The following is a 12105-nucleotide window of genomic DNA, read 5'->3' on the forward strand; positions in this document are numbered from 1 at the left end:
GTTCGCAGTGGGCGACAACCTCGCGCAGCTCAACCTCCGAGGCCGACCCGTCGATATCGAACACCTGTGCGAACATGCCACGACACTAGCGCGCTCCACCGACAGGCAGGACTGCCATAGTGAACAACAATGGATGTGACGGACTGGGCGATCACAGAGCGGCAGAGTTTCGCCGAGCTACTCGCCAGCCTCGACGATGAGCAGTGGAACGCGCCGAGCCTGTGCGGCGACTGGCGGGTCCGCGACGTCGGGGCGCACGTGGTGGCCTACCTCGATCGCAGCAGGGCGGGCTTCTTCGCAGAGATGGCGCTGCACCTCGGTCGGGTCGATCGGCTCAACACCGCAGATGTCGCGCGCCTGTCGACATGGTCGCGCGAACACATCACCACCGCCGTCCACACCAACGCCGAGCCCCGCGGTGTCAGTTCAGGGTTCGGCGGCCGTATTGCGTTGACAGAGTGCATGACCCACCACCAGGACGTCCGCCGACCGCTGGATCTGCCTCGCACCATCGCCGCCGGTCCCCTGCGAGCCGCTCTTGACTTCGCGCGCATCGCTCCGCTGATTCGCGGTGCGCTCCGAACGCGTGGCCTCCACATGGGCGCCACGGATCTCGACTGGTCGGCTGGGCGTGGCCCTGACGTGAGCGGCCCTGGTGAGGCCCTGCTCATGGCGATGGCGGGCCGCCCCGACGCGCTGCCGCAACTCAGCGGTCCGGGCGTCGCCGAGCTCAGGCGTCGGCTCGGCGCCTGAGCACGATCAGGTTGTCGATCAACACCGCCTCCTGCCCGTCCGGCCCGATCGCATCCCGCTCGACAGGCTCGGCGCGCAGCTGCTCCCATTCCTCCGCAACTAGGTCGATCTGGGCCAGAACACCGTCGACTGTCGGGAACTCGTGGTCGTGATGCAGGTTCGCCCAGGGCGGCGCCGCGCCGTGGTCGACGATGATCAACACCCCGCCCGGCGCGACGGCACGAGCAGCCGCGGTGAAGATGTGCTCCCGGTCCAGCCGCACCATCGACTGCAGGAACTGCGCCGACACCAGATCGAACGTCCCCTCCGGGAAGTCGTCGGAGAGGTCCATCTGCCGCAACGTCACCCGTTGCAGCACGGCCCCTCGCCGCGCTGCCTCCTCGGCGGCACGGCCCAAGGCCGTCTCGGAGATGTCCACCCCGACGACATCCCAACCCTTCTCGGCCAACCACAGCACGTCGGCGCCTTCGCCGCAGCCGAGATCGAGGGCCCGGCCCGGCGAGAGGGAACCCGACACCTCCCCAACCCAGGGGTTGACCCGTCCACTCCAGATACGTTCTCGCTCAGCATATCTGGCTTCCCAGTGCGACTTCGTGTCCTGATCGGCGTCCGTACTCATGCTTCCTCCTCCACAACACTGCGAACAATCGAGGCCGCAGCAGCCGAACCCGAGGCCACCGCAGCCGCCACCTGCGGCATCTGGGCGCTCACATCCCCCGCGGCGAACACACCGGGCACCGAGGTCTGCCACATCGCGTCCACTGCAATGGTTTCCTCGGAAATCGGGCCCGGCGGCGCGAACGCCACACCGAGCGCCCGCGCCAGCCCGTTGCGCTGATGCAACGTGCTCGCGACCAGCAACCCGCGCCGGGTCAGCGCGGTCCCGTCCTCGAAGACCACCGCGTCCACGTGCCCGTCAGAGCCTGACACGCGTGTTATCGGGCGCTCATCGATCGCGATGCCGTGTGCCGCCAGCTGCGTGCGACCGGCGCCGCTCACCTCGGCAGGACCGTCGGACAGCACCACCACGTCGTTGCTCCAGCGTCTCAGCAGCACCGCCATGTGGACCGCGCGCTCCCCCTGCGCGAGCACCCCGAGCGGCTGATCCCGCACCTCCCAGCCGTGGCAGAACGGGCAGTGGAACACCGAATCACCCCAGAATCCGTCAAGGCCGGCGACATCCGGCATCTGATAACGCATGCCTCCCGCCAGCAGCACACGCCGGGCCTCTTCCGTGCCGCCGCCGGCGAGTCCGATCGTGAAGCCGCCCTCGTGCGCTGTCACCGAAGTGATCTCGCCGTCGAGCACCTCTACCGAGGGGTACCGAGACAACTCCTCGCGGCCCCTGGCGTACAGCTGCACCGGTGGCACGCCGTCGAAACCGAGGAGGCCGCCGATGCCGTGCGCGGCCCGGTTGCTCTGCGCGCCGGCATCTACCAGCAGCGTGCGCATCCGAGCGCGGCCCAGCACCAGCGCGGCACTCAGGCCGGCTGCTCCGCCGCCGATCACCACACAATCCCATCGCTTAGCCATGCCACCACCTTGCTCGCGGCCTGCACGATCTGCCAAGCTTTCTTGCCATGCAGGCAAATGACGACGACGGGGTCGACGCTCGGGTGCGGCGCAGGCTGCGCGATCTACGTACTCAACGAGGCATGACGCTCGACGATGTGGCGACCCGATCCAACATCGACGTCTCGACGCTGAGCCGACTGGAGTCGGGCAAACGCAGGCTCGCGTTGGATCACCTGCCGCGGCTGGCCCGTGCGCTGTCGGTCAGCACCGATGAACTGCTGCGAGAACCCGACGTCGAAGATCCGCGGGTGCGCGGCGGTGCGCACACTAAAAACCAGATCACGTTCTGGCCCTTGACCGGCCAGGGTCCGGCCGGCGGACTGCACGCCTACAAGATTCGCGTCAGCGCACGCAGGCGCACCCCGCCCGAGCAGCTCCCGGTACACGAGGGCCACGACTGGATGTACGTGCTCTCCGGCCGCATGCGACTACTGCTGGGCGACCGCGACTTCACCATCAAACCCGGTGAGGCCGTGGAGTTCTCGACCTGGACTCCGCACTGGTTCGGCGCCGTCGACGGACCTGTCGAAGCGATCGCCCTGTTCGGCCTCCACGGCGAGCGCGTGCACCTGCACACCGATCACAAATAGGCGGTCTGATTCACCAGTCGCACCGACGCGGCACCGTCGGGGTAGAACTCGGCGATCGACAGCGATGCCAGATCCAGGTGGAGCCGGTACAGAATCGCCGGACCGGCATCCAGAGCCATTCGCAGAAGCGTCTTGATCGGTGTCACGTGGGAGACGACCAGCACTGTATGGCCGGCTCGTTCGGCGAGCAGACGCTGCTGCACGCGGGTGATCCTGCGCGCCACCGCATCGAAGCTCTCCCCACCCGGCGGCGCGACGGCGGTGTCCGCCAGCCAGCGTCGGTGCAGCTCGGGGTCCCGCTCGGAGGCCTCCAGGAACGTCAGCCCTTCCCATGCGCCGAAATCGGTTTCGATCAGATCGTCGTCGACCTCGACGTCCAGCCCGAGTGCACCGGCCGCTGCGGCGGCTGTGTCTCGCGCCCGCTGCAGAGGCGACGACACCACAGCGTCGATCCCACCCACCTGCGACAGGTAGGCGGCCGCGGCACGGGCTTGCCGCACACCGAGTTCGGTCAGATCCGGGTTTCCGCGCCCAGAGTAGCGGCGTTCCACCGACAACGGCGTCTGCCCGTGCCGCAGCAGGATCAGTCGCGTCGGCGCACCTTTCGCCCCTGTCCATCCCGCCGGATTCACTCTCACCGCTTCGGATTCCGCGGCGGCATCCATGGCCTGGTTGGCCAACGCGTCAGCAGCGCTGTTCTGCTCGCGAGGAATCCAGGTGTAGCTGACACTCTCGAATGCGGCCGCACGCTCCTGAGCCTGCCGGTGCAGCGCAGCCAGATCGGGATGTTTGACACGCCAGCGCCCAGACATCTGTTCCACGACCAACTTCGAGTCCATCCGGACCTCGACGTCGGTGGCACCGACCTGTGCAGCAGCCTCGAGACCTGCGATCAGGCCGCGGTATTCGGCTACGTTGTTGGTGGCCCGGCCGATCGACTCCTTGGCCTCTGCGAGGACTTCGGCGCGATCTGGCGACCACACGACGGCACCGTACCCGGCCGGACCGGGGTTACCGCGCGACCCCCCGTCAGCCTCGATCAGCACTTTCACGCGCCAGTGCCCTTGACCCGCAGCAGGATTGCCGAGCACTCAGGGCACCGCAGCACCTCGTCGTCAGGCGCGGCGGCAATGCGCGCCAGCTCGCCTCTGTCGATCTCCAGTCGGCACGCCCCGCACCGCCGGCCCTGCAGCGTGGCCGCACCCGTCCCGCCACGAGCGCGCTGACGCTCGTACATGGAGACCAGGGATTCGTCGATCGTGGCGACGAGTTCCTCACGCCGCGAACGCGCTTGGTGGGCGAGCTGGGCGAGGTGCGTGCGCGCCGAATCGCAGTTGCGCTGGGCATCGGTCATCGCGCTCTGCAGGTCGTCGATACCGGCCAGTTCCCGATCCTGGTCGGCGGCCAGCTCCTCACGCCGCTCCATGACTTCCAGCAGCGAATCCTCGAGGCTGGCCTGCCTGCGCTCCAGTGTGTCGAGTTCGTGCTGGATCTCGGTGAGCTGCTTGGCATCCACGGTGCCGCCCTCGAGCAGGCGCCGGTCGCGGTCCTCCCGCTGACGCACCCCGTCGATCTCGCTCTCGAACTTGGCGATCTGCGCGTCGATGTCGGCGAGAGCGAGCTGGACGACGGCCAGCCGGTCGTTCGCCTCGTGGTGCGCGCTCTGGGCAGCCTCCAGCTTCACCTGCTCGGGCAGGTTGTTCAGCCGGTGGTCGAGCCGACCGATCTCGGCGTCGAGATCGGCGAGCTCGAGCACCAGACGTTGCTGCGCCACATCAGCTTTCATGCGAACATTCCTCGACATTCCATGGATCGGTGCGCACCGTGGAGACGGTGACAGGCACGTCGGCGAAGTGCCGACGCAGGAGTGCGGCCGCCTGGCCGCACCACGGGTGTTCACTGGCCCAGTGCGCGACGTCGACGAGCGCGACACCGGATGCGCGCCGATGCTCGTCGGCGGGGTGGTGGCGCAGGTCGGCGGTCACGTACGCCTGCACGCCCACGCGGGCGACCTCGGCGAGCAGAGAGTCCCCCGCCCCGCCGCACAGCGCCACCCGCGACACCATCGCGTCCGGGTCGCCGGATGCACGTACCCCCCACGTGGTGGCGGGCAGTCCGCGACGCACTCGGGCGACGAAGGCGCGCAACGGTTCCGGATCGGTCAGCGCCGCAATGCGGCCCAACCCGGTGCCGCCGGGTGCCGGTTCGACGGCGACGACGTCGAACGCGGGCTCCTCGTAGGGATGTGCGGCGCGCAGAGCGGCGAGCACCGCCGCGCGTCGGGATCGCGGCGCCACCATCTCCACGCGGTCCTCGTCGACCTGTTCGACGGTGCCGACCGCGCCGATCGCGGGTGACGCTCCCGAGAGCGGCAGGAATTGGCCGACCCCGGTCACGCTCCAGCTGCACTGCGCATAGTCACCGATCTGACCGGCTCCCGCGTCGAACATCGCGGCGCGCACCGCCGCAACACTGTCTCGCGGTGCGTACACGCCCCACTTGTCGAGTGCCGGGGTCGCCGGCTCGGGTGACAGGACGTCAGTGACCGTCAACCCGAGAGCCTCGGCGAGGGCGTCCGAGACACCGGGTGCGGCGCTGTCGGCGTTGGTGTGCGCGGTGAACAAGGCGCGACCGGTGCGGATCATGGCGTGCAGCAGCGACCCCTTGGCGGTGTCGGCGGCCACCGTGTCCACACCGCGCAGCAGCAGCGGGTGGTGGGCGAGCAGCAGTCCGCGTTCCGGCACCGTGGCGACCACCTCGGGCGTCGCGTCGACGGCGATCGTGACGGACTCGACAGGTTCTGCCGGGTCTCCGCACACCAGACCGACGGAGTCCCAGCTCTGCGCGAGCCGCGGCGGATAGGCCGCGTCGAGCACCTCGATGACGTCGGCGAGACGCACCGTCATCGCATCACCTCGGGACTTGCCACATCACGACAGTAGTGCGCGGGTCCAGCCACTCCCGGCATCAGGGACAATGGGTCGCGTGACGGACATGGTGGACAGCGCAGCCGGGGTGACCCAGGTGCGCCGCGGCGATCTGGTGATCTTCGACCTGGACGGCACGCTGACCGACTCCGCCGAGGGCATCGTCGCCAGCTTCCACCACGCCCTGGCCGCTATCGGCGCGCCGGTTCCCGAGGGTGACCTCGTGAGTCGAATCGTCGGACCCCCGATGCGCCACACCTTGGAATCGATGGGCCTCGGCGAGCAGGCCGGCGAGGCGATGGCCGCCTACCGCGCCGACTACACGACCCGCGGCTGGTCGATGAACCGCCCGTTCGCGGGCATTCCTGACCTGCTCACCGACCTGACCCGCGCGGGCGTGCGGCTGGCAGTGGCGACCTCGAAGGCCGAACCCACGGCGCAGCGCATTCTGGAGCACTTCGGGCTCGACGACTTCTTCGAGGTCATCGCCGGGGCCAGCGTGGACGGCAGCCGGGCCGGCAAGGCCGACGTGGTCGCGCATGCGCTCGCCCAGCTGGCGCCGCTCCCCGAGCGCGTCGTGATGATCGGCGACCGTTCGCATGACGTCGAGGGTGCCGCGGCACACGGGATCGGCACGATCGTCGTCGACTGGGGCTACGGTCGCGCCGACTTCACGGGGTCGGACAGTCCCGCCCTGGCCCATGTCGCCGACGTCGCGGCGCTGCGTGAGGTGCTGGGTGTCTGATCAGCTGCACGTGACCTTCATCTGCTCGGGCAACATCTGCCGCAGCCCGATGGCCGAGAAGATGTTCGCCCACCAACTCCGTGAGCGCGGATTGTCCGACGCGGTCCGCGTCACCAGCGCGGGTACCGGCCACTGGCACGAAGGCGAACCGGCCGATCGCCGGGCCGGCGTCACGCTGCGCGACCACGGTTATCCGAGCGCCCACCGTGCTGCGCAGATGACCGAGGACCACCTAGACGCCGATCTGGTGGTGGCGCTGGGCCGTAACCACCTGCGCATGCTCTCCGAACGCGGTGTGCCCACCGACCGGCTGCGGATGCTGCGATCGTTTGATCCCCGATCGGGCAAGCACGCCCTGGACGTCGACGACCCGTACTACGGCACCCAGGACGACTTCGAGGCCGTGTTCGCGGTCATCGACGCCGCCCTGCCCGGGTTGCACGCCTGGGTCGACGAGCAGCTGGCCGAGCGGCGGCAGGCGGGCTGAGGAGTGCGCCGACTCGCCTTCCTCCTGCGCCCGCAGTGGCTCGCGCTCTACGTCGTGGTGATCGCGTTCGCCTACCTGTGCTTCACCGTGCTCGCACCGTGGCAGCTGCACAAGAACACCAAGACGTCGCGGGAGAACGCCCAGATCTCTGCATCGCTGAATGCCGATCCGGTGCCGTTGACGACGCTTCTGCCGCAACAGGATTCGTCGGCACCGGAGCAGCAGTGGAAACGCGTGACGGCCACCGGGCGATATCTGACCGGCGCCCATGTCGTGGCCCGGCTGCGGGTGATCGACGGCGATCCCGCGTTCGAGGTGCTGGTGCCCTTCGCCGTCGACGGCGGCCCGACCGTGCTCGTCGACCGCGGTTATGTGAAGCCGGTTACCGGCTCCGCGGTGCCCGAGATCAGCCCCGCCCCCACCGATCCGGTCACGATCACCGCCCGGCTGCGCGACCCCGAACCCGTCGCCGTCGGCAAGGACCCGTTCCGCGACGCCGGTGTGCAGCAGGTGTATTCGATCAATCCCGGTCAGATCTCCGCGCTGGTCGGTGTTCCGCTGGCGGGGTCGTACCTGCAGCTGGTCGAGGATCAACCGGGCGGGCTCGGCGTCGTCCCGCTGCCGCGCCTGGAGGCCGGGCCGTTCCTGTCCTACGGCATCCAGTGGATCGCGTTCGGCATCATCGCCCCCATCGGGGTGGGTTATTTCGTCTACGCCGAGGTGCAGGCTCGCCGCCGCGAAAGGGGCGCACCGGCCGAGCCGGTCACGCGCGAAGACAAGCTGGCCGACCGCTACGGCAGGCGACGCTGACGGCAGCGGCGGCGGCCGCGACCTGAACGGCCCGCGACAGTCGGACGGCCCGCCGGAGGTCACCTGTCTCAGGTGCCCGTCCGGTGCCGAGGGTGGGGCGGATCTCCAGTTCGTGGGCGTACTGCGTGGGTCCGCCCAGCTGGATTCCGAGCGCCCCCGCGAAGGACGCTTCGGCGACTCCGGCGTTGGGGCTGGGATGCCGGGCGGCATCGCTGCGCCACGCCCGGATCGCCCCCAGCGGCGAGCCACCCACCAGCGGGGCGCACGCCACGACGAGCAGACCCGTCAGCCGGGCCGCGACGAGATTCAGCAGATCGTCGAATCGAGCTGCCGCCCAGCCGAATCGGCGGTACCGCGACGACTTGTTGCCCACCATCGCATCCAGGGTGTTGGCCGCGCGGTACAGCAGCACACCGGGAGCACCGCCGACGGCAGCCCACAGCAGCGGCCCCACCTGCGCGTCCGAGGTGTTCTCCGCGATCGACTCGAGCGCGGCACGGGTGAGTCCCGCCCCGTCGAGCACCGACGGGTCACGGCCGCACAGCGACGGCAGCAGCTCCCGCGCCGCGGCCAGGTCTCCGTGGCCGACCAGGTCGGCCATCCGGTCACCGGTGCGGGCCAGCGAGGTTCCGCCCAGGGCAGTGAATGTCGCCGCCGCCACCCAGGCCACGTCGGCAGCACCCGCGGTGCGCCGGCTCAGCCACCCCACACCGGCGGCCGTCAGCGTCACCGCACCGAGCAAGGCGCCCGCGTACGCCACGCCCGCCTCCCGCTTGTCGGCGTAGCAGCGGCGCTCGAGCGCGGCCGCCCCGCTACCGAACACCGCCACCGGATGACCTCGCCGCGGGTCGCCGAACGCCGCGTCGGCGAGTACACCCAGCGCGATCCCGGCGGCACGGCTCCGGCAAACTGCTGCGAACACCACGGCAGCTTGTCACATCGATGTCAGACTGTGGCCATGGCCGACGTGATCGTGACCGCAGGGACCGTCATCACGATGGACGAGGCCGTGCCGCGCGCACAGGCCGTCGCGGTGTCCGGCGGTCGCATCGTCGCGGTGGGCAGCCTCGACGAGTGCCGGACCGCGCTGCCGGGTGCCGAGGAGGTCGACAGCGGAGCCACGGTCTTGGCCCCGGGATTCGTTGAGCCGCACAGTCATCCGTTGATCAGCGGGATCGCCACCGAGGCCCCGGCCCGCTCGATCGCACCGTGGGTCGCGACGTCGTGGGCCGAGGTGCAGGAGATCTTCGCCGACGCGCTGGCGAACACCGATCCCGGAACTCCGCTGTGGTTCGCCGGTTACGACGCACTGCTGCAGGGTCATCCGTCGCCCAAAGCCGAGGAACTCGACGACATCTTCGGTGATCGCATCACGGTCGTGACCGACAACTCCGGGCACGGCGTCTATTTCAACTCCGCACTGATCCGCGCCCGCGGCTGGGACACCGATCCGCCGGCCGATCCCGTCGCCAGCCGGTTCGGCCGCAACGCCGACGGATCGCTGAACGGGCAGGGTTTCGAGCTGCCCGTCGTGACTGCGGTGACGATGCCGTTGCTCACGCAGATGGGCGACCCGCTGGTGTCGGCAGCGAGCTACTACGCGCTGATGGCGCGCGGCGGCTACACCTCGACGTCGGACATGACCTACGACCCCAAGTTCGCCGCCGGATACGAGGCGCTGGCGGCGGCTCCCTCGTGCCCGCTGCGTGTGAGCATGTGGGAGATGTCGGTCACCGATACCTATTGGGAGCCAATGACGTTCACGGCCGGCGAGGAGTGGCTGACCAAGTCCGGGGTCAAGCTGTGGACCGATGGATCCCCGTGGGTGGGCAACATCGCGATCTCGTTCCCCTACCTCGACACCGAGGCCACCCGTACCGCAGGCATCGATCCCGCAGTGGCGGGCGGGGCGCGTTCGATGAACTACAGTCGCGAACAGCTCGATACCATCCTCGACAAGGCGGCACCGGCGGGCTGGCAGATGGCGTTCCACGCCAACGGCGACCTGGCACTGGATCTCGCGTTGGACGCCTACGAGGACGCACTGAAGAAGCACAACCTGCTGGGCACCGACCACCGCTGGCGGTTGGAGCACTGCGGGGCCGGAACGCGAGAGCATTTCGATCGCGCGGCCCGGCTCGGGGTGCACGTGTCGATGGCGCCGTTTCAGTACTACTACTGGGGCGAACTGCTCGACGGCGCGATGTTCGACCCCCGGTACGGTGCGCGGTGGGCGGCCTTCGCGGATGCCGTCGCCTCGGGCGCGTGCGTCTCGCTGCACAACGACGGATCGGTCTCGCCGCCGACGCCGATCGTCAACATCGCCACCACGGTGACTCGGCGCACCCGCAAGGGCACGGTGCACTGCCCCGAGCAGTCGATCTCGCTGGATCAGGCGTGGCGCGCACAGACGATCGACGCGGCCCGCACGCTGCGCCGCGAGCACCTCGTCGGATCCATCAGCCCCGGCAAGCTCGCCGATTTCGTGGAGCTGACCGCCGATCCGTGGCAGGTCGACCCCGCAGCGCTGATCGACACCGTGCAGGTGGCCGGGACCTGGTTGGGCGGACGTCGCATCGACCTCGACGAGTTCCTGAGCGCGGTGCGCGCCGGCGACAACGCCGAGCACGCACACCTGGCCGAGCGCAAGGCCACCGGCTGCTGCTGATCGCGGGGACGAATCCGGCCCGGAAAATCAGGTCAACACCCGATATCGGGCGGTGACCGCCGGCGTTAACGTTCGCGTGATCTGCCCGGATGCGGCAGACGTCCTCACTTGCTCCGCCGCGAAATCCCCGCGGCTTCACGAAAGGACCACCCATGTGGTCGATCGCTGTCTCCTCTGCTGCTGCGGCGGCGGCCGCCGCCCTCGCCACCGTGGCGGCTCCTGTGGCCTCGGCCGAGCCGCGTGACGGCTTCCTCGACGAGCTGGCGACCCTGAACATCGTGCTGCCGGGCGCCACCGTCGCCGACACCGTCGGCGACGGTTATCACACCTGTGATCTGTTACGAAGCGGCACAACGGTTCTCGATGCGATGGACGCGGCCGAACACGACTACATGCTGCCACCTGGGCAAGGCACGCTGTTCGTCAGCGCCGCCACCACCAACCTGTGTCCCGACTTCGCCGGCTGACGAAGATTTCAGGTGTTCGCCCGATGTCACCGCCGGCGTGGCGTGCCATCTTTTTGTGGGTCCGCCATCTGGAGTGGGCAGTCATCCGACGCGGTCCAACCGATCGTGTCGCCGATTCTGGGGAGATCACCGTGACACGACAACGCTGGCTCGCAGCGATTCTCGCGTGCGCCGCGATCCTACTGACGGGGCATGTGCTCGTCGGTGCGCCCGCGGCCCACGCCGATCCGCTCGACCCGGTCAGGGCCGCGGTCAACAACGCCCGCCAGGGCTCAGCCTGTGGCCCGCTCAAGTACAACATCGCCCTCGAAGGCGAAGCGCAGGCAGCAGTCGGCAACCGGGCGCCGGGTGTCCCGCCCGCGGGGCAATACAACGGCCGCGTCGCCACGTACAAGGGCTACGGTGATCCGCAAGGCCAGGCGATCGGGGCGATGATGAGCGGGGCAGCGGGCGCCGCGGTTCGCGACTGCGCCTACACCGAGTTCGGCGTCGGCTTCATCCGCGACGAGGACAAAGAGGACGACACCGTTGCCGTCGCCCTCGGCGCTCCGCCGACCCCCGCAGCACCCGTGCAGTGCCCTCCGGGATCGGCGTCGCCGACGGTACCGGCCGGTCAGCAGTGCACGGCGGCTCCGCCGGTGCAGTGCCCGCCGGGGTCGACCAGCCCCACAGTGCCCGCGGGCCAGCAGTGCACCGCCGCACCCAAGCCCGACGTCCAGTGCCCCGACGGCAAGACCGTCCCGGCTGGGGCTGAGTGCCCGGCACCGACCAACGCCGTACGCGTGTCGTTCAGCAAGGGCCTCGGCGTCTGGAAGGTCAACGTCGCGAACTCCGCGGACATCAGCGGTCAGTGCACCTACAACGCCACCAGCGACAACGGAACACCCGGTGCGTCAAGGAATTTCGCGATAGCCGCGAAAGGCACCGCCGACTTCACCGTCCCGGCACCGTTGCTCCTGACCTCCTACCACGTGGTGACCTCGTGCACGGGTACCTACGCGGGCAAGTCGGTCGAGTTCGGGCACGACGAACAGGACGTCTCGATCGGGTCGTGACACAACATCCGACACGGCCCGACGTTCG

At 69.3% G+C, this 12105-nt stretch carries 14 protein-coding genes; 8 read left to right on the top strand and 6 right to left on the bottom strand.

The window, feature by feature from the left end; genetic code table 11:
- Nucleotides 1–129: 129 nt before the first annotated feature.
- Nucleotides 130–753: a maleylpyruvate isomerase family mycothiol-dependent enzyme gene (locus ACZYYX_RS24095; protein WP_463817225.1), complete on the top strand. Its 624-nt coding sequence runs from the start codon at nt 130–132 to the stop codon at nt 751–753.
- Here the strand turns inward: ACZYYX_RS24095 and ACZYYX_RS24100 are convergent.
- Both ACZYYX_RS24100 and ACZYYX_RS24105 read right to left on the bottom strand, forming a co-directional pair.
- Nucleotides 731–1372: a class I SAM-dependent methyltransferase gene (locus ACZYYX_RS24100; protein ID WP_463817227.1), complete on the bottom strand. Its 642-nt coding sequence runs from the start codon at nt 1370–1372 to the stop codon at nt 731–733. The genes ACZYYX_RS24095 and ACZYYX_RS24100 overlap by 23 nt on opposite strands.
- Nucleotides 1369–2286: an NAD(P)/FAD-dependent oxidoreductase gene (locus ACZYYX_RS24105; RefSeq protein WP_463817230.1), complete on the bottom strand. Its 918-nt coding sequence runs from the start codon at nt 2284–2286 to the stop codon at nt 1369–1371. The genes ACZYYX_RS24100 and ACZYYX_RS24105 overlap by 4 nt, the downstream gene beginning before the upstream one ends.
- Before the next feature lie 47 nt (nt 2287–2333).
- Here ACZYYX_RS24105 and ACZYYX_RS24110 point away from each other — a divergent pair, with 47 nt between their 5' ends.
- Nucleotides 2334–2918 (top strand): helix-turn-helix domain-containing protein, encoded by a 585-nt coding sequence (locus ACZYYX_RS24110; RefSeq protein ID WP_463817232.1) that lies wholly within the window; start codon nt 2334–2336, stop codon nt 2916–2918.
- Here ACZYYX_RS24110 and ACZYYX_RS24115 read toward each other — a convergent pair.
- Genes ACZYYX_RS24115 through ACZYYX_RS24125 form a run of 3 tightly spaced genes read right to left on the bottom strand, consistent with a single transcriptional unit; the run spans nt 2909 to nt 5824 of the window.
- Nucleotides 2909–3970, bottom strand: coding sequence for a bifunctional RNase H/acid phosphatase (locus ACZYYX_RS24115; protein WP_463817233.1), 1062 nt, complete (start codon nt 3968–3970; stop codon nt 2909–2911). The two genes, ACZYYX_RS24110 and ACZYYX_RS24115, sit on opposite strands and share 10 nt — an antisense overlap.
- Nucleotides 3967–4704, bottom strand: coding sequence for a zinc ribbon domain-containing protein (locus ACZYYX_RS24120; RefSeq protein WP_463817234.1), 738 nt, complete (start codon nt 4702–4704; stop codon nt 3967–3969). The genes ACZYYX_RS24115 and ACZYYX_RS24120 overlap by 4 nt, the downstream gene beginning before the upstream one ends.
- Nucleotides 4694–5824 carry a Nif3-like dinuclear metal center hexameric protein gene (locus tag ACZYYX_RS24125; RefSeq protein WP_463817236.1) on the bottom strand — a complete coding sequence of 377 codons (1131 nt, stop codon included), beginning with the start codon at nt 5822–5824 and terminating at the stop codon, nt 4694–4696. The genes ACZYYX_RS24120 and ACZYYX_RS24125 overlap by 11 nt, the downstream gene beginning before the upstream one ends.
- A gap of 88 nt (nt 5825–5912) precedes the next feature.
- Between ACZYYX_RS24125 and ACZYYX_RS24130 the strand changes: the two genes are divergently transcribed.
- The 3 genes from ACZYYX_RS24130 to ACZYYX_RS24140 are packed head-to-tail and all read left to right on the top strand — an operon-like array spanning nt 5913 to nt 7887.
- Complete coding sequence (locus ACZYYX_RS24130; protein WP_463817750.1) at nt 5913–6590, top strand: HAD-IA family hydrolase; 678 nt, start codon at nt 5913–5915, stop codon at nt 6588–6590.
- Nucleotides 6583–7077 carry a low molecular weight protein-tyrosine-phosphatase gene (locus ACZYYX_RS24135; RefSeq protein ID WP_463817237.1) on the top strand — a complete coding sequence of 165 codons (495 nt, stop codon included), beginning with the start codon at nt 6583–6585 and terminating at the stop codon, nt 7075–7077. Before ACZYYX_RS24130 ends, ACZYYX_RS24135 begins: the two co-directional genes overlap by 8 nt.
- A gap of 3 nt (nt 7078–7080) precedes the next feature.
- On the top strand, nt 7081–7887 hold the full coding sequence (locus ACZYYX_RS24140; RefSeq protein WP_463817238.1) for an SURF1 family cytochrome oxidase biogenesis protein: 807 nt from the start codon (nt 7081–7083) through the stop codon (nt 7885–7887).
- On the opposite strand, the gene ACZYYX_RS24145 is transcribed toward ACZYYX_RS24140, so the two are convergent.
- The gene (locus ACZYYX_RS24145; protein WP_463817239.1) at nt 7841–8809 is read right to left on the bottom strand and encodes a cobalamin biosynthesis protein; all 969 of its coding nucleotides are present in this window, start codon (nt 8807–8809) and stop codon (nt 7841–7843) included. The two genes, ACZYYX_RS24140 and ACZYYX_RS24145, sit on opposite strands and share 47 nt — an antisense overlap.
- Before the next feature lie 36 nt (nt 8810–8845).
- On the opposite strand from ACZYYX_RS24145, the gene ACZYYX_RS24150 reads away from it, so the two are divergent.
- From ACZYYX_RS24150 to ACZYYX_RS24160, 3 genes are all read left to right on the top strand, one after another.
- Entirely contained in the window at nt 8846–10555 is a 1710-nt protein-coding gene (locus ACZYYX_RS24150; RefSeq protein WP_463817240.1) for an amidohydrolase, read from the top strand.
- Nucleotides 10556–10707: 152 nt separating this feature from the next.
- Complete coding sequence (locus ACZYYX_RS24155; protein ID WP_463817241.1) at nt 10708–11022, top strand: DUF732 domain-containing protein; 315 nt, start codon at nt 10708–10710, stop codon at nt 11020–11022.
- 131 nt (nt 11023–11153) lie between these two features.
- Nucleotides 11154–12077: a hypothetical protein gene (locus ACZYYX_RS24160; RefSeq protein ID WP_463817242.1), complete on the top strand. Its 924-nt coding sequence runs from the start codon at nt 11154–11156 to the stop codon at nt 12075–12077.
- The last annotated feature ends 28 nt before the right edge of the window (nt 12078–12105 follow it).

Source organism: Mycobacterium sp. IDUB_1, from assembly GCF_055419625.1.

Coding starts and splice junctions, on each gene's coding strand:
- ACZYYX_RS24095 (WP_463817225.1), top strand. CDS start 130: ATGGATGTGACGGACTGGGCGATCACAGAGCGGCAGAGTTTCGCCGAG.
- ACZYYX_RS24100 (WP_463817227.1), bottom strand. CDS start 1,372: ATGAGTACGGACGCCGATCAGGACACGAAGTCGCACTGGGAAGCCAGA.
- ACZYYX_RS24105 (WP_463817230.1), bottom strand. CDS start 2,286: ATGGCTAAGCGATGGGATTGTGTGGTGATCGGCGGCGGAGCAGCCGGC.
- ACZYYX_RS24110 (WP_463817232.1), top strand. CDS start 2,334: ATGCAGGCAAATGACGACGACGGGGTCGACGCTCGGGTGCGGCGCAGG.
- ACZYYX_RS24120 (WP_463817234.1), bottom strand. CDS start 4,704: ATGAAAGCTGATGTGGCGCAGCAACGTCTGGTGCTCGAGCTCGCCGAT.
- ACZYYX_RS24125 (WP_463817236.1), bottom strand. CDS start 5,824: ATGACGGTGCGTCTCGCCGACGTCATCGAGGTGCTCGACGCGGCCTAT.
- ACZYYX_RS24130 (WP_463817750.1), top strand. CDS start 5,913: ATGGTGGACAGCGCAGCCGGGGTGACCCAGGTGCGCCGCGGCGATCTG.
- ACZYYX_RS24150 (WP_463817240.1), top strand. CDS start 8,846: ATGGCCGACGTGATCGTGACCGCAGGGACCGTCATCACGATGGACGAG.
- ACZYYX_RS24155 (WP_463817241.1), top strand. CDS start 10,708: ATGTGGTCGATCGCTGTCTCCTCTGCTGCTGCGGCGGCGGCCGCCGCC.